The organism is Nocardioides segetis (genome assembly GCF_051390595.1).
Taxonomy (GTDB): domain Bacteria; phylum Actinomycetota; class Actinomycetes; order Propionibacteriales; family Nocardioidaceae; genus Nocardioides.
The window spans coordinates 79757-100139 of sequence record NZ_JBNINR010000004.1 but is presented as its reverse complement, the minus strand read 5'-3'; the positions used below and the strand labels follow the sequence as shown (position 1 = coordinate 100139).

General features: G+C 72.9%; 18 protein-coding genes. 15 read left to right on the top strand and 3 right to left on the bottom strand.

What is annotated here, in order from left to right; translation table 11 throughout:
* Positions 1 to 105 precede the first annotated feature (105 nt).
* From ACPZVR_RS08905 to ACPZVR_RS08870, 8 genes are all read left to right on the top strand, one after another.
* Positions 106 to 1392, top strand: coding sequence for an MFS transporter (locus tag ACPZVR_RS08905; protein ID WP_436699222.1), 1287 nt, complete (start codon positions 106 to 108; stop codon positions 1390 to 1392).
* A 143-nt stretch (positions 1393 to 1535) separates the two neighbouring features.
* Positions 1536 to 5192, top strand: coding sequence for a chromosome segregation protein SMC (gene smc / locus ACPZVR_RS08900; protein ID WP_436699221.1), 3657 nt, complete (start codon positions 1536 to 1538; stop codon positions 5190 to 5192).
* A gap of 37 nt (positions 5193 to 5229) precedes the next feature.
* Positions 5230 to 5688: an acyl-CoA thioesterase gene (locus ACPZVR_RS08895; protein WP_436699220.1), complete on the top strand. Its 459-nt coding sequence runs from the start codon at positions 5230 to 5232 to the stop codon at positions 5686 to 5688.
* Positions 5689 to 5791: 103 nt separating this feature from the next.
* A complete protein-coding gene (locus tag ACPZVR_RS08890; protein ID WP_436699219.1) occupies positions 5792 to 5980 on the top strand; it encodes a hypothetical protein in 189 nt (62 codons plus the stop codon).
* Between the two features lie 88 nt (positions 5981 to 6068).
* Positions 6069 to 7232 carry a signal recognition particle-docking protein FtsY gene (gene ftsY / locus ACPZVR_RS08885; protein ID WP_436699218.1) on the top strand — a complete coding sequence of 388 codons (1164 nt, stop codon included), beginning with the start codon at positions 6069 to 6071 and terminating at the stop codon, positions 7230 to 7232.
* Between the two features lie 177 nt (positions 7233 to 7409).
* Entirely contained in the window at positions 7410 to 8750 is a 1341-nt protein-coding gene (locus tag ACPZVR_RS08880) for an ammonium transporter (protein WP_436699217.1), read from the top strand.
* Positions 8747 to 9085, top strand: a complete 339-nt coding sequence (locus ACPZVR_RS08875) for a P-II family nitrogen regulator (protein WP_436699216.1) — start codon at positions 8747 to 8749, stop codon at positions 9083 to 9085. Before ACPZVR_RS08880 ends, ACPZVR_RS08875 begins: the two co-directional genes overlap by 4 nt.
* A 107-nt stretch (positions 9086 to 9192) precedes the next feature.
* Positions 9193 to 11421 carry a [protein-PII] uridylyltransferase gene (locus ACPZVR_RS08870; RefSeq protein WP_436699215.1) on the top strand — a complete coding sequence of 743 codons (2229 nt, stop codon included), beginning with the start codon at positions 9193 to 9195 and terminating at the stop codon, positions 11419 to 11421.
* Here the strand turns inward: ACPZVR_RS08870 and ACPZVR_RS08865 are convergent.
* Genes ACPZVR_RS08865 through ACPZVR_RS08855 form a run of 3 tightly spaced genes read right to left on the bottom strand, consistent with a single transcriptional unit; the run spans position 11405 to position 14085 of the window.
* On the bottom strand, positions 11405 to 11686 hold the full coding sequence (locus tag ACPZVR_RS08865) for a hypothetical protein (protein ID WP_436699214.1): 282 nt from the start codon (positions 11684 to 11686) through the stop codon (positions 11405 to 11407). The genes ACPZVR_RS08870 and ACPZVR_RS08865 overlap by 17 nt on opposite strands.
* 18 nt (positions 11687 to 11704) lie before the next feature.
* Positions 11705 to 11899, bottom strand: coding sequence for a YbdD/YjiX family protein (locus tag ACPZVR_RS08860; protein WP_436699213.1), 195 nt, complete (start codon positions 11897 to 11899; stop codon positions 11705 to 11707).
* Positions 11896 to 14085, bottom strand: a complete 2190-nt coding sequence (locus ACPZVR_RS08855; protein ID WP_436699212.1) for a carbon starvation CstA family protein — start codon at positions 14083 to 14085, stop codon at positions 11896 to 11898. The genes ACPZVR_RS08860 and ACPZVR_RS08855 overlap by 4 nt, the downstream gene beginning before the upstream one ends.
* Before the next feature lie 187 nt (positions 14086 to 14272).
* Here ACPZVR_RS08855 and ffh point away from each other — a divergent pair, with 187 nt between their 5' ends.
* From ffh to trmD, 7 genes are all read left to right on the top strand, one after another.
* On the top strand, positions 14273 to 15850 hold the full coding sequence (gene ffh, locus ACPZVR_RS08850) for a signal recognition particle protein (protein ID WP_436699211.1): 1578 nt from the start codon (positions 14273 to 14275) through the stop codon (positions 15848 to 15850).
* Positions 15851 to 15956: 106 nt separating this feature from the next.
* Entirely contained in the window at positions 15957 to 16337 is a 381-nt protein-coding gene (locus tag ACPZVR_RS08845) for a hypothetical protein (RefSeq protein ID WP_436699210.1), read from the top strand.
* Between the two features lie 49 nt (positions 16338 to 16386).
* Entirely contained in the window at positions 16387 to 17460 is a 1074-nt protein-coding gene (locus ACPZVR_RS08840) for an amidohydrolase family protein (protein ID WP_436699209.1), read from the top strand.
* 233 nt (positions 17461 to 17693) lie between these two features.
* Entirely contained in the window at positions 17694 to 18197 is a 504-nt protein-coding gene (gene rpsP / locus ACPZVR_RS08835; RefSeq protein ID WP_436699208.1) for a 30S ribosomal protein S16, read from the top strand.
* A gap of 4 nt (positions 18198 to 18201) precedes the next feature.
* The gene (locus ACPZVR_RS08830; protein ID WP_436699207.1) at positions 18202 to 18441 is read left to right on the top strand and encodes an RNA-binding protein; all 240 of its coding nucleotides are present in this window, start codon (positions 18202 to 18204) and stop codon (positions 18439 to 18441) included.
* 122 nt (positions 18442 to 18563) lie between these two features.
* Positions 18564 to 19121 carry a ribosome maturation factor RimM gene (gene rimM, locus ACPZVR_RS08825; RefSeq protein ID WP_436699206.1) on the top strand — a complete coding sequence of 186 codons (558 nt, stop codon included), beginning with the start codon at positions 18564 to 18566 and terminating at the stop codon, positions 19119 to 19121.
* Entirely contained in the window at positions 19118 to 20332 is a 1215-nt protein-coding gene (trmD, locus tag ACPZVR_RS08820) for a tRNA (guanosine(37)-N1)-methyltransferase TrmD (protein WP_436699205.1), read from the top strand. The genes rimM and trmD overlap by 4 nt, the downstream gene beginning before the upstream one ends.
* The last annotated feature ends 51 nt before the right edge of the window (positions 20333 to 20383 follow it).

The following is a 20383-nucleotide window of genomic DNA, read 5'->3' as shown; positions in this document are numbered from 1 at the left end:
GCGGGCGCCACGCTGCCGGCCCGACGTTCTTCTTGGACCGAGCAGGACTCCGGCCGAGAAAACCGCTCGCGCCGGCCGCCCGCCGCCCCGTAGCCTCTCGACCTCGTGAGCCGGGTGATCGAAGCCGTCGCCCCGGCCCGGCTCGGACCGGGCTTCCGCCGCCTGATGGCGTCCGCGTGGGTGAGCAACCTCGGCGACGGGATCGCCCTCGCCGCCGGCCCGCTGCTGGTGGCGTCGCAGACCCGGTCGCCGGCACTCGTCTCGATGGCGATGCTGCTCGTCGGCCTGCCCTGGCTGCTGTTCGGGCTCTTCGCCGGCGCGGTGGCGGACCGGGTCGACCGGCTGCGGATGGTGATCGTCGCCAACCTGCTCCGCACCCTTGTCCTCGTCGCCCTGTGCGCGAGCATCGTCACCGGTGCGGTGAGCATCGCGGTGGTGCTCGTCGCCCTGTTCCTGCTCGGGACCGCGGAGGTCTTCGCCGACACCGCCTACCGCACCTTCTTGCCCATGCTCGTCGCCAAGGCCGACCTCGGGGTCGCCAACGCCCGCCTGCAGGCCGGCTTCATCACGCTCAACCAGTTCGCCGGCGCCCCGCTGGGCGCGGCGCTGTTCGCGGTCGGCATGGCGGTCCCGTTCGGCGCCCAGATCGGGTGCGGTCTGCTCGGTATCGTCCTGGTGTCCCGGATCGCGCTCCCGCCCGGTCCGGTCCGCGCGGAGATCGACACCCACGTGCTGCGTGACATCGCGGACGGCCTGCGCTGGCTGGTCACGCACCCTCCGGTGCGCACCCTGGCGCTGGTGATCGTCACCTTCAACATCACCTGGGCCGCCGCCTGGGCGATGCTGGTGCTGTACTCCCTCGACGTGCTGCACCTCGGCCCGGTCGGCTACGGCCTGCTCACGACGGCGTCGGCGGTCGGGGGACTGGTCGGCACCTTCCTCTACGGCTGGCTCGAGCGGCACGTCCCGCTGGCGACCCTGATGCGCGCCTGCCTGGCACTGGAGGTGCTCATGCACCTCGGCTTCGCGCTGACCCGGGCTCCGTGGGTCGCGCTGCTCATCATGTTCGGCTTCGGCGTGTACGCGTTCGTCTGGGGCACGTTGTCCCAGGCCGTGCGGCAGCGTGCCGTGCCGACGGCGTACCAGGGGCGGGTCGGTTCGGTCTACAGCGTGGCGATCTACGGCGGCACGGTGATCGGCAGCGGACTGGGCGGCCTCATCGCGGAGCACGGCGGCGTCCTCGCGCCCTTCTGGTTCGCGTTCGTCGGCTCCGGGATCACGCTCGCCCTGGTGTGGCGACAGCTCGGTCACATCGCCCACGCGGACGACCTGGCCCACGACCGTCCGGGCGACGCTCCCGGGGCGTCGCGTCCCCTCGGGCCACCGGGCTGACGTACGCCGCGGCTGCGCCGCCGGCGCGGATCGACGCGAAACGCCGCTCGCGACGGCGCGGAGCCGACCGCCATGCCTTAGCCTGAGGAGGCCGAGCTTCCCCCGCGTCGGACCCACCTGCCCGACCCCCGAAGGGAGACCGCGTGTATCTGAAGAGCCTGACCCTCAAGGGGTTCAAGTCCTTCGCGTCCGCGACCACCCTCCAGCTCGAGCCCGGCATCACCTGCATCGTCGGCCCCAACGGCTCCGGCAAGTCCAACGTCGTGGACGCCCTCGCGTGGGTGATGGGCGAGGCGAGCGCCAAGAGCCTGCGCGGCGGCAAGATGGACGACGTCATCTTCGCCGGCACCTCGGGCCGGCCGCCGCTCGGGCGGGCCGAGGTCGTGCTGACGATCGACAACTCCGACGGCGCGCTGCCGATCGACTACTCCGAGGTCACGATCAGCCGCACGATGTTCCGCACGGGCGGCTCGGAGTACGCCATCAACGGCACGACCTGCCGGCTGCTCGACGTGCAGGAGCTGCTCAGCGACTCGGGCATCGGCCGGGAGATGCACGTCATCGTCGGTCAGGGTCAGCTCGACCAGATCCTGCACGCGACGCCCGAGGACCGGCGCGGGTTCATCGAGGAGGCGGCAGGCGTCCTCAAGCACCGCAAGCGCAAGGAGAAGGCGCTGCGGAAGCTCGACTCCACCGAGGGCAACCTCAACCGGCTCAACGACCTGCTCAGCGAGATCCGCCGCCAGCTCAAGCCGCTGGGCCGCCAGGCCGAGGTCGCCCGGCGCGCGGCGACGGTCCAGGCCGACGTCCGCGACGCCAAGGCCAGGCTGCTGGCCGACGACCTGGTGACGGCCCGGACCTCGCTCGAGCAGGAGCTCGCCGACGAGAGCGTGCTGCTCGCCCGGCGCGCCGAGGTCGAGCGCGGCATCGCGACCGCCCGCGAGCAGGAGGCGACGCTCGAGGCGGCGCTGCGCGAGGACCTGCCGGCCCTCTCGGCGGCCCAGGAGACCCTCTCCTCGCTGACCGCCCTGCGCGAGCGCTTCCGCGGCACCCAGAGCCTGGCCGCCGAGCGCGTCCGCAACGCGGCCGGCGCGGAGGCCGACGGAGAGCAGGCCGGCGGGCGCGACCCCGACGAGATCGAGGCCGAGGCGGAGCGGCTGGCCGTCCAGGAGGCGCAGATCGCCGGTCAGGTCGCCGAGCAGCAGAGCGCGCTCGAGCAGGCCGTCGCCGCCCGCCGCGCGGCGGAGGAGGCCGCCGCCAACGAGGAGCGCCGGGTCGCCGGCCTCCTACGCGCCGCCGCCGACCGCCGCGAGGGGCTGGCCCGGCTGCACGGCCAGGTCAACACGCTGCGCTCGCGGGCCAACGCCGCCGAGGAGGAGATCGGCCGCCTCGAGGCCGCCCGCGCCGACGCCCTGGCCCGGGCCGAGAGGTCGCAACGCGACTTCACCGCCCTGGAGACCAGGGTGGCCGGCCTCGACGCCGGCGAGGAGGGACTCGACGCCGAGCATGAGGCCGCCGTGGCCGCGCTCGACGATCTCGAGGAGCGGCTCACCAAGGTCCGCGAGGAGGCCCAGCAGGCCGACCGCGACAAGGCCGGCCTCAGCGCCCGCAAGGAGGCCCTCGAGCTGGGCCTGGCCCGCAAGGACGGCGCCGGCGCCCTGCTCGCGGCCTCGGACGCCCTCTCCGGCCTGCTCGGCTCCGTCGCGGCGCTGGTCACCGTCCGCGGCGGCTACGAGGGCGCGGTCGCGGCCGCGCTCGGCGCCGCGGCCGACGCGGTCGCCGTGACCGACGCCGACTCGGCGGTCGCCGCGATCGACCACCTCAAGACCGACGACCTCGGCCGGGCCGGGCTGCTGCTCGGCGGGGGAGAGGCCGAGGCCACCGCCACCTGGCCCGCCCTGCCCGCCGGGACGTCGTACGCCGTCGACGTGGTCGAGTGCCCCGCCCAGATCCGGCCCGCCCTCAACCGGCTGCTGCGCAAGGTCGCGGTCGTCGACGACCTGGGCGCCGCACGCACGCTCGTCGCCGACCTGGCCGACGTCGTGGCGGTGACCCGCGACGGCGACCTGCTCGGTGCTCACTTCGCCTCGGGCGGCTCGCACGCCACCCAGAGCCTGATCGAGATCCAGGCCGCCGTCGACGAGGCCACCGAGTCCCTCGCCGAGGCGGTGGCCGCCGCCGAGCGGCTGGGCTTCGACCTGGCCCGCCTCGAGAACGAGCGCGCCGAGGCCCGGCAGCGGGTCGACGTCGCGCTCGCCCGGCTGCACGAGTCCGACGCCACCTTGGCCGCGGTCGCCGAGGAGCTCGGCCAGCACGGCTCCCTCGCGCGCGCGGCCCGGGCCGAGGCCGAGCGGATGACCGAGGCGATCGCACAGGCCGAGACGTCGCGCGAGCAGGCGCTGGTCGGCCTGGCCGAGCTCGAGCAGCGCCTGGCCAGCGCCGAGCAGGACTCGGAGGAGGAGCCGGACACCACCGAGCAGGAGCGCCTCGTGGAGGCGACCCGGGCCGCCCGGCAGACCGAGATGGAGTCCCGACTCGCCCTGCGCACCTCCGAGGAGCGGGCCCGGGCCCTGCACGGCCGGGTCGACCAGATGCGCAAGGCCGCGGAGGCCGAGCGCGCCGCGCGGGCCCGCGCCGCCGAGCGCCGCCGGCGACTCATCGCCGAGGGACGCGCCGGCCAGGCCGTCGCCACCGCCGTGACCTTCGTGCTGGCCCGGCTCGAGACGTCCATCGAGGAGGCCACCCGGCGTCGGCAGTCCGTCGAGGACGCGCGCCGCGGACGCGAGCAGGAGCTGATGAGCGTGCGGCAGACGCTGCGCGACCTCGACCGCGAGCACCAGGAGCTGGTCTCCTCCGTGCACCGCGACGAGATGGCCCGCGCCCAGCAGCGGATGCGGATCGAGCAGATCGAGACCAAGGCGCTCGAGGAGCTCGGCCTCGAGCCGGAGGGGCTGATCGCCGACTACGGGCCGGACCAGCCGGTGCCCGTCCTCGAGCCGTCCGCCGAGAGCCCCGGTGCCGCCGCAGGTCGGGCCGACGTCTCCGCCGACGCCGACGGTGCCTCCGACGATGCCTCCGACGATGCCGGCGATGATGTGGCCGATGACGCGGGCGAGCCCGCGCCGCGGACCGTTCCCTACGTCCGCGAGGAGCAGGTCAAGCGCCTCAAGGCCGCCGAGAAGGCCCTGGGCATGCTCGGGCGGGTCAACCCGCTGGCCCTCGAGGAGTTCACCGCGATGGAGGAGCGCCACCAGTTCCTCTCCGAGCAGCTCGAGGACCTCCGCGCCACCCGCAAGGACCTGCTCGACATCGTCAAGGACGTCGACGCCAAGGTCGAGCAGGTCTTCACCGAGGCCTACGCCGACGTCACCCGGGCCTTCGACCAGACCTTCGCCCGGCTCTTCCCGGGCGGCGAGGGCCGCCTGGTCCTCACCGACCCCTCCGACATGCTCGCCACCGGCGTCGAGGTCGAGGCCCGCCCGCCCGGCAAGAAGGTCAAGCGCCTCTCGCTGCTCTCCGGCGGTGAGCGCTCGCTGGTGGCGGTCGCCTTCCTCGTCGCGCTGTTCAAGGCCCGGCCCTCGCCGTTCTACATCCTCGACGAGGTCGAGGCCGCCCTCGACGACACCAACCTCGGGCGGCTGCTGGAGATCTACGAGGAGCTGCGGGAGAACTCCCAGCTGCTCGTCATCACCCACCAGAAGCGGACCATGGAGGTCGGTGACGCGCTCTACGGCGTCACGATGCGCGGCGACGGCGTCTCGGCGGTGATCAGCCAGCGGCTGCGGGAGGAGTCCGCATGACCACCCCGCGGCGACGAGGACGCGGGACGAGCGCGCGATGAGCGGTCCCGACCGCAGCCGGCCGGCCCGGTCGTCGTACCGCGCCTGGCGCACGGCCACGACCCGCTGGTCCGACGACGACGTCTACGGGCATCTCAACAACGCCCGCTACTTCGACCTCATCGACACCGCCGTCAACGCGCACCTGCACGAGGCCACGGGCACCGACATCCGCCGGCTCCCGGCGATCGGCGTGGTCGCGGAGGTGTCGTGCCGCTACTTCGCCGAGATGGGCTACCCGCGCCCGATCGACCTCGGGCTGGCGGTCGAGCGGCTCGGCACGTCGTCGATCGTCTACCGGATCGGGCTCTTCCAGGGCGACCCGGACGGCGAGGGCGCGCTCGCGTGTGCCGAGGGCCGTTTCGTCCACGTGTACGTCGACGACACCGATCCCGCCCGGCCCTCGACGCCGATCCCCGACCTGATCCGCGCGGCCGTCGAGCCCCTGCTGGTGTGACCTCCGCCGCGCGGAGCCGACCTCCCGGACGCCGCGGTGCCCTGGGCCTTGGCGCGGGCGTGCAGGATGGACGCAGAGCGATCCCTACTCGGAGGAGTCGAAGGTGCTGGTCGTCGGCCTCGCGGTCCTGCTGAGCCTCGTCGTGTCGGCGGCCGTGGCTCTCTACGTCGCCTATCCGCACCGGGGCGAGAGGATGCCCGTCGTGCCGTGGCTGGGCGACGCCATGGGCCGGGCGGTCGACGCCGCGCCGGTCCTCGAGGACGACGAGAGGGACCTGCAGCGCCTGCGGTGAGCGCCGCCGCCCGCGACGACGGGTGGCGGTGAGCGCCGGACACCGCACCCGTTTCGGTCCACGCCGGGCGGCGTGATGGGATGAGCGCATGCAGGAGTGGCTCTACCTCGTCATCGGGATCGCCGTCGTCGGCGTGCTCGCGATCGTCGGCCTCGTCGGGACCCGGGTCCGGCGCGGCTCGCGCACACCGGACGCGACCACCGACGTCATCGCGCCGCCGGCCGCGCCGCAGGCGCCCCCGGTCGAGGCACCCACCGAGGCACCCGCCGGCGCGCCGGCGGAGGCGCCCGTCGTCGAGGCACCGGCCGAGCCGGCCGCGCCGACCCTCGAGACCCCGGAGAAGCCGGCCTCGCGCCTGGTCCGGCTCCGGCAGCGACTCGCCGGCTCCAACGCGCTGGGCCGCGGCCTGCTCGGGCTGCTCAGCCGCGAGAAGCTCGACGAGGACACCTGGGAGGCGATCGAGGACCTGCTCCTCGCCGCCGACATCGGCGTCGCGCCCACCCAGGAGCTCGTCGAGCGGCTGCGCACCCGGCTGCGCGTCGAGGGCGGCCAGGCCCCCGACGTCCGCGCCGTGCTCCGCGAGGAGCTGATCAACCTCGTCGACCCGACCATGGACCGCGCGCTCGAGGTGAGCGGCGCGGGCGACGCGCCGGGCGTGGTCCTCGTGGTCGGCGTCAACGGCACCGGCAAGACCACGACGGTCGGCAAGCTGGCCCGGATCCTGGTCGCCGACGAGCGGACCACGCTGCTCGCGGCGGCCGACACCTTCCGGGCCGCCGCGACCGAGCAGCTCGCGACCTGGGGGGAGCGGGTCGGCGTCGAGGTCGTGCGCGGCCCCGAGGGCGGCGACCCCGCGAGCGTGGCGTTCGACGCGGTCAAGCAGGGCGTCGACCGCGGCGTCGACACCGTCGTCGTCGACACGGCCGGCCGGCTGCAGAACAAGCAGGGTCTGATGGACGAGCTCGGCAAGGTCAAGCGGGTCATCGAGAAGCAGGCGCCGGTCACCGAGGTGCTGCTCGTCCTCGACGCCACCACCGGCCAGAACGGCCTGATCCAGGCCAAGGTCTTCTCCGAGGTCGTCGACGTGACCGGCATCGTGCTCACCAAGCTCGACGGCTCCGCCAAGGGCGGCATCGTGATCGCGGTGCAGCGCCAGCTCGGCGTACCCGTCAAGCTGGTCGGTCTGGGCGAGGGTCCCGACGACCTGGCGCCGTTCGACGCCGCCGCGTTCGTCGACGCGCTCCTCGGCTGATCCCCTCGCTGCCGACGCGCCCGGGTCCCGGGCGCGTCGGGGACCCGGTGGGTGGGGCCGACGCCCACGCCCGGCACGCCGCGGCCGTCACCGGACCGTAACCGCCGTGCGGCGCCCGTTACCGGCCCGAAACACGTCGGCGCCCGCGACGTAACGTCGGCGTCGGACAGTGCGGGCATGGAGAACGGCTACTACACCTGGATGCTGGTGTCGGCCTCGCTCGTCTTGTTGATGACCGCCCCTGGCCTGGCGCTCTTCTACGGCGGCATGAGCCGGACCAAGTCGGTGCTCAACATGATGATGATGTCCTTCAGCGCCCTGGGCGTGGTGGGCATCGTGTACGCCCTGTGGGGCTGGTCGATGTCGTACAGCACGACGTTCGCCACGGCCGACGGTGCGACGGGCAAGGAGATCGGCAAGCTCTTCTCCAACCCGTTCACGCAGTTCGGGCTCGAGAGCACCGACCCCGCCAACTACGTCTTCGTCGCCTTCCAGCTGACCTTCGCGGTGATCACCGCCGCGCTGATCAGCGGCGCGGTGGCCGACCGGATGAAGTTCTCGGCGTGGCTGGTGTTCCTGCCGATCTGGGTGACGCTGTCCTACTTCCCCCTCGCGCACATGGTGTGGGGCGGCGGGTTCCTCAGCGGGGTGGAGAACGGTCTGGCCGACCTGCTCTTCTCCGGCGACGGCGGCGCCGAGGTGGCGCCGATCGACTACGCCGGCGGCACGGTCGTCCACATCAACGCCGGTGTCGCGGGCCTGGTCCTCGCGCTGCTGCTCGGCAGGCGGCTCGGCTTCGGCAAGGAGCCGATGAAGCCGCACAACCTCACCCTGACCATGATCGGCGCCGGTCTGCTGTGGTTCGGCTGGTTCGGGTTCAACGTCGGCTCGATCGTCAACCTCGACGCCTACACCACCGAGACCGGGCTGGTCTGGCTCAACACCACGCTCGCGACCTGCGCGGCGATGATGGGCTGGCTGCTCGTGGAGAAGCTCCGCGACGGTCACGCGACCTCCCTCGGTGCCGCGTCCGGTGTCGTGGCGGGCCTGGTCGCCGTCACCCCGGCGTGCGGCAACCTGGTGCCCTGGAGCGCGATCGTGCTGGGTCTCGTCGCCGGCGGCGTGTGCGCCCTCGCGGTCGGCCTGAAGTACCGCTTCGGCTACGACGACTCCCTCGACGTCGTCGGTGTCCACCTGGTCGGCGGCCTCGTCGGCACCGTCGGCGTCGGCTTCCTCGCCTCGAACGAGGGGGGCCTGCTCACCGGTGGTGGCGCCCGGCAGCTGGTCGTCCAGATCGCGGTCGCGGTGTTCGCGATGATCTGGTCCGGCATCGCGACCCTGGTCGTCGCCCTGGTCGTCAAGGCGGCGATCGGACTGCGGATCCAGGAGGAGGACGAGGTCGAGGGAATCGACTTCGTGGAGCACGGCGAGGCGGCCTACGATCTGTCCACCGGCGGCGGCGCCGCTCGGCGTACCTCGCTCCTGAGCACGTCCACTCCCTCGGAGGTAAGCGCATGAAGCTGGTCACCGCGGTCATCAAGCCGCACAAGTGGGAGGACGTCCGGGAGGCGCTCGAGGCCTTCGGCGTCACCGGCATGACGGTGAGCGAGGTCAGCGGCTACGGCCGGCAGAAGGGCCACACCGAGGTCTACCGCGGCGCGGAGTACGACATCGCCCTGGTGCCCAAGATCCGGATCGAGATCGTCGTCGACGACGCCGACGCCGCCGACATCGTCGGCATCATCACCAAGACGGCGCACACCGGCCGGATCGGCGACGGCAAGGTGTGGGTGAGCCCGGTCGAGGCGGTGGTCCGCGTGCGGACCGGCGACACGGACGCGGCCGCGCTCTGAGTGTCGACCGCGCACCTGCCGAGTCCGTTCCCAGATCGGTCAGATGACGACGTATTCGGTGAGTGCGCGGCGAGCAGACCAGCCCCGCAGCACAGGCCCGGGCGGGCATGACCGCCGCTGAGCGGGCCGCCCGGACCGAGGCCGCCGACACGCTCTGTCTCGGCGCGTACGGCGCCGCGGCCGGTCCCGACTCCGGGGTGGCGCTGGTGGCGGTCGGTGGCTACGGGCGGTGCGAGCTGGCGCCGTACTCCGACCTCGACGTCGTCCTCGTGGCTGACGAGGGCGTCGACGAGGAGTGCTGGACCGCGCTGGCCGAGCAGATCTGGTACCCGCTGTGGGACTCGGGAGCGAAGCTCGACCACGCCGCGCGGACCCTGCCGGAGATGCTGAGCGCGGCGGAGGGCGACGTGCGGGTGGCCTCGGGGCTGCTCGACGTCCGCCACGTCGCGGGTGACCACAGCGTCGCGCTGCGCCTGCGCACGACGGCGCTGACGCAGTGGCGGCGCCACGCCCGGGAGCGGCTGCCGGAGCTGGGTGAGCTGGTCCGCGGCCGCCACCGGCGCGTGGGGGAGCTGGCCCATCTCTCGCTGCCGGACGTGAAGGAGGCCGAGGGCGGGCTGCGCGACGCGACCGTGCTCAAGAGCCTGACCGCCACCTGGCTGGTCGACGTGCCGGCGGCCGACCTGGAGCGCTGCCGCCAGCAGCTGCTCGACGTCCGCGACCTGCTGCACGCCGCGGCCGGCCGCGCCAGCGACCGGATCGCACCCGAGCACTGGGCCTCGCTCGCCGACGGGCTCGGACAGCCGGACGAGGCGGCGGCGCAGCGGTACGTGCGTGAGCTCGGGCGCCGGGTCACCCACCTGTCGCGACTGGCGTGGCGCCGGACCGACGACGCCCTGCGCCGCACGCCCGCGGCCCGGCCTCGCCGGCCCGAGCTGCAGCGGGTCGCACCGGGCATCGCCTTGTCCCGGGGCGAGATCGTCCTCGACCGGGGTGCCCGACCCGACCAGGACCCCGCGCTCCTCCTCCGGGCCGCGGCCGAGGCCGCGGCCCGCGACGTGGTCCTCGCGCCGCCCACGGCGGCCCGCCTGGTGCGCGACGGGGCCGCCCTCCCCGAGCCGTGGCCGGACGAGGCCCGTCACCAGCTCGTCCGCCTGCTCGCCGCGGGCCCGGGCCTCCTGCCCGTGTGGGAGACGCTGGAGGAGACCGGCGCGCTCGCGCGGATCCTCCCGGAGTGGGAGCGGATCCGGCTGCTCCCGCACGCCTCGCCCATCCACCGCTACACGGTCGACCGACACGTCGTGGAGACCTGCATCGAGGCGTCCGGCCTGATCCGGGACGTGTCGCGGCCGGACGTGCTCGTCGTCGCCGCGCTGCTGCACGACATCGGCAAGGGCGAGCTCACCGAGCACAGCGTCGCCGGCGCGCCGATCGCTCGCGCGATCGCGACCCGGATGGGGTTCGACCGGCGTGAGGTCGCGCTGATCGGGCAGCTGGTGCGCTGGCACCTGCTCCTCGCCGACATGGCCACGACGCGCGACCCGGACGACCCCGCCACGATCGACGCCCTCGTCGAGCACGTCGACAGCGTCGACGCGCTGGTGCTGCTCACGGCGCTGTCCGAGGCCGATGCCAAGGCGGCCTCGCCCAAGGCGTGGTCCTCCTGGCGCGCCGGCCTGGTGCTCGACCTGTCGCGGCGGGCGCGAGCCGCGCTCCAGCGGGGCAGCGTGCCGCCCGCCCTCCGCGTCGACGAGGTCCCGGTCCCGGCCGACGCCGTCGACGGTGGGGTGTCCATCGTCGTCGAGCCGGTCGCCGACGGCTCCCGGGTCACGGTGATCGCTCTCGACCGGGTCGGTCTCCTGGCCGACGTCGCGGCCGTGTTCGCGCTGCGCCGGGTCACCGTACGGGCGGCCCGGATGTGGTCCCAGGGCGAGTGGGCCGTCTCGGTCTGGGACGTCGGCGACGACCGCCTCGACGCGGGCGCGCTGCGCGACCAGCTGGACGCGATCACGTCGCGGCGGGTCGACGCGGCTGCCCGGCTCGCCCCGCGGCACACGCCGGGCGAGCTGGAGCCCGCGGTCGTCGTACGGCCCGAGGCGAGCGACCACGCCACGGTGATCGAGGTGCGCGCGGCCGACCGGCTCGGAGTCGTGCACCGGGTGAGTGCGGCGCTCGCCGCGCTGGACATGACGGTGCGCTCGGCGCACATCTCGACCCTCGGGCCGCAGGCGGTGGACGTGTTCTACGTGCAGGAGGCGGCGGCCGGGGCGCTCTCGGAGACGCGGGCGGCCGAGGCCGCGCATGCCGTACGCCGCACGCTCACGACGTCCTCCTGACCCGCACCACGCCCTTGCCGAGGTCGACGCGGACCGGGCGGTCGTCGTCGTCCGGGTTGGGGGTGACCACCCCCTGGTCGTCGTGGGACCTCAGGTCACGGTCGGCACGGGCCCGCGCGGGGTCGAAGACGTCGATGAAGTTGCCCATCCCGTCGGCCATGCCGGTGCCGGTGGGCCCGCCCCGGCGCAGGGTGCGGTTGCCGGCCAGCACCACGAGCACGAGCAGCGCGAGGCCCGCGCCGCCGAACACCGCCACCGTGGTCATGGGGCCAGCGTAGGCCGGTCAGCAACACCGCGCTCGTGGATCGTGCTCCTTGCGCTCGGCCCGGTGCCGCTCCCAGACCCGGCGGGGGAGCGGCTCGGTGTCGTCCCGGGCGCAGCGCGCGACGTACTCGTCCCAGCGCGCCTCGCCCGTCGCCTCGCGGACGTACCAGCGCAGTCCGCGCCACGCCCGGGCCAGGGGGGCCAGGAGGCTCATCGCGCTCTCCCGCTCCCGGTCAGCCGCGACTCCTCCCAGGCCCGGACCGCCGCCTTCTCCTCCGCCGTCGCGAAGAAGTCGGCGGGAGCGACGATCTGCGAGGGCACCGCCGGGACCTCGGTGGTCGGCAGCCCGCCGGCCCGCAGGGCGCGGACCCAGACGACCATCGCGTTGGCGACCACGACGATGACGAGGACCGCGAAGGTCAGCTGCAGGACGCCGTTGGTCGTGGAGTTCGTGATGACCTGGTCCATCTGGCCGGCGTCCTTGGCCGGCGCGAGGATCTCGCCGGCGTCGCGCGCGTCGCGATAGCGGTCGGCCTGCGCGAAGTAGCCGATGGCGGGATTGTCGGAGAACACCTTCTGCCAGCTCGCCGTCATGGTGGTGATCAGGTCCCACACCAGCGGGACGAGCGGAACCCAGACCCACCGCGCCTTGCCGTGCTTGAGCATCAGCGTCACGCACACGCACAGCGCGATCGCCGCGAGCAGCTGGTTGGAGATGCCGAACAGCGGGAACAGCTGGTTGATGCCGCCCAGCGGGTCGGTCACGCCGACGTAGAGCATGTAGCCCCAGGCCGCGACGACCAGCGCGCTGGCCGACCAGGCGGCCGGGCGCCAGGAGGTGTCGGCGTACCGCGGCCAGAGGTTGCCGATGGTGTCCTGCAGCATGAAGCGGCCAACCCGAGTGCCGGCGTCGACGGCGGTGAGGATGAACAGCGCCTCGAACATGATCGCGAAGTGGTACCAGAACGCCGCGAGCCCGCCGCCGAAGGCGTCGGTGAAGATCTGCGAGATGCCGACGGCGAGTGTCGGCGCACCGCCGGTGCGCGAGACGAGGGTCGGCTCCTGCACCGCCGCGGCCGCCTGCGTGAGCGTGTCGGGGGAGAGGGTGAAGCCGAGGGTGCCGACGAACTCCGCCGCGCTGGCCGCCGTGCCGCCAGTCGCGCCCGCGGGGCTGTTCATCGCGAAGTAGAGGCCCTGGTCGATCACGCAGGCGGCGATGAGGGCGCTGATGGCGACGAAGGACTCCATCAGCATGCCGCCGTAGCCGATCATCCGGACGTGGCTCTCCTTCGCGATCATCTTCGGCGTCGTGCCCGAGGAGATGAGCGCGTGGAAGCCGGACAGGGCCCCGCAGGCGATGGTGATGAACACAAACGGGAACAGCTCGCCGGCGAAGACCGGCCCGTCGCCGTCCAGGGCGAAGCTGGTGACGTCCTCGTTGGCGAGCGCCGGCCGGGCGAGCAGCAGACCGACGGCGAGCAGGACGATCACGCCGATCTTCATGAACGTCGACAGGTAGTCGCGCGGCGTCAGCAGCATCCAGACCGGCAGCACCGAGGCGACGAAGCCGTAGACGATCAGGCAGATCGTCAGCGTCTCGTGGGAGAGGGTCAGGGTGTCGCCCAGGCCGGTGTCGTCGATCCAGCCGCCGAGCACGATCGCCAGGAGCAGCAGCGCGACACCGATCGCGGTGGTCTCCGAGACCCGGCCCGGCCGCAGGTAGCGCAGGTAGAAGCCCATGAACAGCGCGATCGGGATGGTGAGTCCGATGGAGAACACGCCCCACGGCGACTCGGCGAGCGCGTTGACGACCACCAGCGCGAGGACGGCCAGGATGATGATCATGATCGCGAAGACCGCGATCAGCGCGGCGATGCCCCCGACGGTGCCGATCTCCTCGCGCACCATCTGGCCCAGACTCTTGCCGTCGCGGCGCATCGAGAAGAAGAGCACCATCATGTCCTGCACCGCCCCGGCCAGGATGACGCCCACGATGATCCAGATCGTGCCCGGCAGGTAGCCCATCTGAGCCGCCAGCACCGGTCCGACCAGGGGACCGGCGCCCGCGATCGCCGCGAAGTGGTGCCCGAAGAGCACCCGGCGGTCGGTGACGTCGAAGTCCTGACCGTTCTCGAGCCGCTCGGCCGGAGTGGCGCGGGAGTCGTCGACCTCCAGCACCCGGTCGGCGATGAACCGGGCGTAGAACCGGTACGCGATCGCGTACGACGCCAGCGCCGCGAACAGGATCCAGAGCGCGGAGACCTCCTCTCCGCGGGAGAGCGCGAGCACCGTCCAGCAGACCGCGCCGAGGATGGCGATGCCGCCCCAGAGCGCGATGCCGGCCGGCGTCGGCCGGCGGCGTGGGCCGTCCGGTCGTCGTACGGGTGTCGTGGTCGCCATGGCGGAACCTCCTTGCCCCCGCGGGGTGCCCCCGATGGCACACCCGACCTCCGCGCGGCGTGCCCGGCACCCGCGCAGTACCCTCGGACCTCCGCCGCAGACGTCGGGCATCGGAGCACTGACGGCTACGATCGGTGTTCGAGACCCTCCACTTTCTACCGACGACTCCGACGAGGACGCAACGCTCTTGTTCGCCACACTTTCCGACCGCCTCGCCGCGACCTTCAAGAACCTGCGCGGCAAGGGACGGCTCTCCGAGGCCGACATCGACGCGACCGCCCGCGAGATCCGGATCGCCCTGCTCGAGGCCGATGTCGCCCTGCCGGTCGTCAAGGAGTTCGTCGCCGCGATCAAGGAGCGCGCCCGCGGCGAGGAGGTCAGTCAGGCACTGAACCCCGCCCAGCAGGTCGTGAAGATCGTCAACGACGAGCTGATCGAGATCCTCGGCGGCGAGACGCGGCGACTGCGCTACGCCAAGTCCGGCCCGACCGTCATCATGCTCGCCGGCCTCCAGGGCGCCGGAAAGACCACGCTGGCGGCCAAGCTCGCCCTGTGGCTCAAGGAGCAGGGCAAGACCCCGCTGCTGGTGGCCTGCGACCTCCAGCGCCCCAACGCCGTGCAGCAGCTCCAGGTCAACGGGGAGAAGGTCGGCGTCCCGGTCTACGCCCCGGAGCCGGGCAACGGCGTCGGCGACCCGGTCTCGGTCGCGAAGGCCTCGATCGAGGAGGCCAAGCGCAAGCTGCACGACGTGGTGATCGTCGACACCGCGGGCCGCCTCGGCGTGGACGCCGAGATGATGGCGCAGGCCGCCGGGATCCGCGACGCCGTCCAGCCCGACGAGGTCCTCTTCGTCGTCGACGCGATGATCGGTCAGGACGCGCTCGTCACGGCGCAGGCGTTCCTCGACGGCGTCGGCTACGACGGCGTCGTCCTCACCAAGCTCGACGGCGACGCCCGGGGTGGCGCCGCGCTGTCGATCCGGCAGGTCACCGGCAAGCCGGTCATGTTCGCGTCCTCGGGCGAGAAGATGACCGACTTCGACGTCTTCCACCCCGACCGGATGGCCTCGCGCATCCTGGACATGGGCGACGTGCTCACCCTGATCGAGCAGGCCGAGAAGGCCTTCGACCAGGAGGAGGCGCTCAAGGCGGCGGAGAAGCTCACCGGCGGCGACTTCACACTCGACGACTTCCTGTCGCAGATGCAGCAGCTGAAGAAGCTCGGCTCGATGCAGAAGATCCTCGGGATGCTGCCCGGCATGGGGCAGATCCGTGAGCAGCTCGAGAACTTCGACGACCGCGAGATCGACCGGGTCGAGGCGGTCATCCGCTCGATGACCCCCGCCGAGCGGGCCAACCCCAAGATCATCGACGGCTCCCGCCGAGCGCGCATCGCGAAGGGATCCGGGCGCACCGTCTCCGACGTCAACCAACTCGTCGACCGCTTCTTCGAGGCGCGCAAGATGATGATGCAGATGGCCCGCGGGGGCGGCATGCCCGGGATGCCCGGCATGCCGGGGATGCCCGGCATGGGCGGTCCCGGCGGTGGCAAGCGGGTCAGCGCCAAGCAGAAGGCGAAGCAGGCCAAGGGCAAGGGCGCCCGCCGCTCCGGCAACCCGGCCAAGGCCGCCCAGGAGGCGAAGGCGGCCAAGGCGAAGGCCGCCGAGGCCAAGCCGAACCCGTTCGGGATCGGTCAGGACATCGACTACGAGGCGGCGGCGGAGAACCTGCAGTTGCCGAAGGACTTCTCGAAGTTCCTCAAGTAGTCAACTGGACTTGCCGCTGTTGCGGTTTGGGACCAAACGGCGGAATTTCCGGGGCCAGGCGTGCAGTCTTTGCCCAAACGAGGGTGGGCCGATCCCAGGGGGTGAGATGAGTTCGACTCTCATCGTCGACGGGGCCAATGTCGTCGGCGCCCGGCCCGACGGTTGGTGGAAGGACCGGGCCGGCGCGGCGGCGCGACTGCACGAGCAGCTCCTCGTCGCCGACATCGAGTTCGACGTGGTCGTCCTGGTGCTCGAAGGGCAGGCCAAGGGCGGCGTACGCGCCGGTCGGGACGCGCACGTCCGCACGGTGCACGCTCCGAAGGACGGTGACTCCGCGATCGTCGCCGAGGCACGCAAGGCCGCCGAGCGCGCCGCCGAGCGCGGGGGGCGGGTCGTCGTGGTGACCGCCGACCGGGCCCTCGACGCCCGGGTCCACGGCGTCGGTGCGACCACGCTGTCGCCGACCTGGCTGCTGTCGCGGCTCTGACCTCATTGGGGGGCACCCGCGCTCCGGGCGGCGTTGATAGCGTCGCCGCGTGAGCGCGTTGAGGTTCTCCGGTCCGGTCCTGCCCGACGGCGAGACGCGGGAGGTGTACGTCGTCGACGGCCGGATCACCTACGAGCGGCCGGCGGGCGCCGAGAGCGCCGGCGAGGGCTGGATCGTCCCCGGCCTGGTCGACGCCCACAACCATCTCGGCCTCGAGGACGGCGGTGCCGTCGACGACGCGGAGATCGAGCGCACGGCGATCGCCGACCGCGACAACGGCGTCCTCCTCACCCGCGACTGCGGCTCCCCGGCCGACACGCGATGGGTCCAGGACCGCGAGGACCTGCCTCGGCTGATCCGCTGCGGTCGGCACGTGGCGCGGACCAAGCGCTACCTCCGCAACTACGCCCACGAGGTGGAGCCCGACGGGCTGGCCGACGTCGTCGCCGAACAGGCCCGCACCGGTGACGGCTGGGTGAAGCTCGTCGGCGACTGGATCTCCCGCGAGGACGGCGATCTCGCGCCGTCCTTCCCCGCCGATGCCGTGGCCGCCGCGATCGGGGTCGCGCACGCCGAGGGGGCGAAGGTCACCGCGCACTGCTTCGGCGCCGACTCGCTCGCCCCGCTGCTCGACGCCGGCATCGACTGCATCGAGCACGGCACCGGCCTGACGGCGGCGCACCTCGAGCAGATGGTGGCCGGCGGCGTCGCGCTGGTCCCCACGGTGCTGCAGACCAGCAAGTTCCCGGAGTTCGTCTCCGCCGCGCGCGACAAGTTCCCGGCGTACAGCGCGACCATGGAGTCGCTCCACGCCACCCGTCGCGAGGTGCTCATGAGCGCGTACGACGCCGGCGTGGCGCTCTACGTCGGCAGCGACGGCGGCGGCTCGGCGCGCCACGGCGTCCTCCACGAGGAGATCCTGGCGATGGCCGCGATGGGCCTCCCCAGCGAGTACGTGCTCGGCGCCGCGTCCTGGCGGGGCCGGGCCTGGCTCGGCTGGAACCCCGGTCTCGACGAGGGCGACCCGGCCGACTTCGTCGTCTATCCCCGCAACCCGGTCGAGGACCTGACGGTGCTCGCCGAGCCGTCGCGCGTGGTGCTGCGCGGGAAGGTCGTCGCCTGAGCCGGCGCGCCCGGGTCGGGGGCCTCCAGCGCCGCCGGGGACCTCGGGGCGGTCGGGTGGCGGTCTGATTTCGGCCCGGCCGCCCCGGCGTGGCAGACTGTCCGACTGAGTTCTGCGACTTCCGGTCCCTCTCAACCGGTGGTAGCAGAACCCGTCCGAGTCCGGGCGCCGGTGTTCCCCACCTGGCGATCCCTGGCTCACCCACCACCAGTTCTCAAGGAGACACCACAAACGTGGCCGTCAAGATTCGTCTGAAGCGCCTGGGCAAGGTCCGGGTCCCGCAGTACCGCATCGTCATCGTCGACTCGCGCAAGAAGCGCGACGGCGCGGTGATCGAGGAGATCGGCAAGTACCACCCCAAGGAGGACCCGTCGTACATCGACGTCGTCTCCGACCGGGCGCAGTACTGGCTCGGCGTCGGCGCGCAGCCGTCCGAGGCCGTCGAGGCCATCCTCAAGGTCACCGGCGACTGGCAGAAGTTCAAGGGCATCGACGGCGCCGAGGGCACCCTCAAGGTCAAGGAGCCCAAGCGCGACAAGCTCGAGATCTTCAACGAGGCCCTCAAGGAGGCCGCCAACGAGCCCAAGGCTTCGGCGACCACCGCGAAGAAGAAGGCCGACAAGAAGGCCGACAAGGCCGAGGAGAAGGCTGAGGAGGCGCCGGCCGAGGCCGCTGCCGAGGAGGCCCCCGCCGAGGCTCCCGCCGAGACCCCGGCCGACGAGAACGCCGAGGCCTGAGCCGATGCTGGCCGACGCGCTGGAGCACCTCGTCCGCGGAGTGGTCGACCACCCCGACGACGTGGTCGTGCGCGACAAGCAGCTGCGTCGCGGCTCCGTGCTCGAGGTCCGGGTGCACCCCGACGACCTCGGCAAGGTGATCGGCCGGAGCGGTCGCACGGCGACCGCCTTCCGCACGGTCATCTCGGCGCTCGCCGGCAACAGCGGCACCCGGATCGACTTCGTCGACACCGACCGCCGCTAGCCCCTCTGGGCCGAGCGCGTCTCCGGCACCGCAGGGCAGCAAGCTGCCTCCCGCCGCGCTGCCTGCCTGAGCAGCCCCGCACCGATGTGCGGGGCTGCTCGCATTTCCGGGACAATGGGCGCGTGGAGAGCATCGAGGTCGTCGTCGGCCGCATCGGCAAGCCGCACGGCATCCGTGGTGAGGTGACCGTCGACGTCCGCACCGACGAGCCCGAGCGCCGCTACGTCGCCGGCGCGGTCCTCCGGGCCGAGGCGCCGCGGGGCTCGGCGTTCACCACCCCCACGCTGACCGTGAGCCGCACCCGCTGGCACCAGGGCGTGCTGCTGGCCAGCTTCGCCGAGCTGCCCGATCGCACGGCGGCCGAGTCCGCGCGCGGCGTGGTGCTGCGGGCCGTCGTCCCCGCCGACGAGACGCCCGAGGACCCCGAGGAGTTCTACGACCACCAGCTGGTCGGCCTCGCGGCGTACGACGTCGACGGCACCCACCTCGGCGAGGTCGTCGGCCTGGTCCACGGCGCGCAGGACCTGCTGCGCGTGCGGACCCTCGACCGCCGCGAGGCGCTGGTGCCGTTCGTGTCCGCGCTCGTGCCCGAGGTCGACCTGCCCGGCGGACGCCTGGTCATCGCCGACCGGCCAGGCCTGGTCACTCCCTTCCCGGACGACGCCGAGGACGCCGAGTGAGACTCGACTACGTCTCGATCTTCCCCGACTTCTTCGCGCCGCTCACGCTCTCGCTGCCCGGCAAGGCCGCCGAGAAGGGCCTGCTCGAGGTCGGCGTCCACGACCTGCGCGGCTGGACCCACGACCGGCACCACACCGTCGACGACACGCCCTACGGCGGCGGCGCCGGCATGGTGATGAAGCCCGAGCCCTGGGGCGACGCGCTCGACGCGCTGGTCGTGCCGCCCACGACCACCGGGCAGCGCACCACGGTCGTCTTCACCACCCCGTCCGGCGAGCCGTTCGACCAGCGGCTGGCCGAGGAGCTCGCCACGCGCGAGCACCTCGTCTTCGCCTGCGGTCGCTACGAGGGCATCGACCAGCGGGTGATCGACCACGCGCGCACGGTGGCCGAGGTCCGCGAGGTGAGCCTCGGCGACTACGTCCTCAACGGCGGGGAGGTGGCCGCGCTCGCCATCACCGAGGCCGTCGTGCGGCTGCTGCCCGGCTTCATGGGCAACGCCGCCTCCCTGGTCGAGGAGTCGCACGCCGAGAGCGGACTGCTGGAGTACCCCGTCTACACCAAGCCGCCGGTGTGGCGCGGTCACGAGGTCCCGGCCGTGCTCCGCTCGGGCGACCACGCGAAGGTCGCGAGCTGGCGCCGCGAGCAGGCCGTACGCCGGACGGCGCAGCGTCGCCCCGACCTGCTGACGCCGTCGGTACTGGACGACGGCACCCCGATCGTCCGTGCCACACCCGGCGACGCGGGCGAGCTGTTGACGCTGCAGCGGGCCTGTTGGGTCCAGGAGGCGCTCGCGAACGACATGCTGGACATCCCCGCCCTGCACGAGTCCCTCGAGGACGTGCGGGCGTGGCTGGGGGAGTGGGACACCTATGTCGTCCGCCGGGCCGGCCGCCTGGTCGCGGCGGTCCGCGGACGGGTCGAGCGCGGCGAGCACGGGGACGTGTGGGACATCGGGCGGATCATGGTGGCCCCCGACCTGCAGGGCAGCGGGCTCGGGCGCATCCTCCTCGAGCACATCCAGGCGGTCGCGCCGGCCGAGGTGGCGTCGTACGTGCTGTTCACCGGTGCGGCGAGCGTCCGCAACCAGCGGATGTACAAGAAGGCGGGGTTCCGGCTGCGTCGCGACCTGCCCGCGCCGCCCGGCGCGGTCGTGCTGACCAAGAACGCCGCGCGTCACGGGACCGACACACGACGGGGAGACCTGTAACCCGCCTGAAACGTCTTGCGGACTCCGGCGAAACGCCCTCCGGCGATGCTC

Excerpts from the sequence above, each read along its gene's own strand:
- ACPZVR_RS08870 (WP_436699215.1), top strand. The coding sequence starts at position 9,193 with ATGACCGCCGCTGAGCGGGCCGCCCGGACCGAGGCCGCCGACACGCTC.
- ACPZVR_RS08880 (WP_436699217.1), top strand. The coding sequence starts at position 7,410 with ATGGAGAACGGCTACTACACCTGGATGCTGGTGTCGGCCTCGCTCGTC.
- ftsY (WP_436699218.1), top strand. The coding sequence starts at position 6,069 with ATGCAGGAGTGGCTCTACCTCGTCATCGGGATCGCCGTCGTCGGCGTG.
- ACPZVR_RS08855 (WP_436699212.1), bottom strand. The coding sequence starts at position 14,085 with ATGGCGACCACGACACCCGTACGACGACCGGACGGCCCACGCCGCCGG.
- ACPZVR_RS08860 (WP_436699213.1), bottom strand. The coding sequence starts at position 11,899 with ATGAGCCTCCTGGCCCCCCTGGCCCGGGCGTGGCGCGGACTGCGCTGG.
- ACPZVR_RS08830 (WP_436699207.1), top strand. The coding sequence starts at position 18,202 with ATGCTGGCCGACGCGCTGGAGCACCTCGTCCGCGGAGTGGTCGACCAC.
- ACPZVR_RS08875 (WP_436699216.1), top strand. The coding sequence starts at position 8,747 with ATGAAGCTGGTCACCGCGGTCATCAAGCCGCACAAGTGGGAGGACGTC.
- ACPZVR_RS08895 (WP_436699220.1), top strand. The coding sequence starts at position 5,230 with ATGAGCGGTCCCGACCGCAGCCGGCCGGCCCGGTCGTCGTACCGCGCC.
- ACPZVR_RS08865 (WP_436699214.1), bottom strand. The coding sequence starts at position 11,686 with ATGACCACGGTGGCGGTGTTCGGCGGCGCGGGCCTCGCGCTGCTCGTG.
- ACPZVR_RS08845 (WP_436699210.1), top strand. The coding sequence starts at position 15,957 with ATGAGTTCGACTCTCATCGTCGACGGGGCCAATGTCGTCGGCGCCCGG.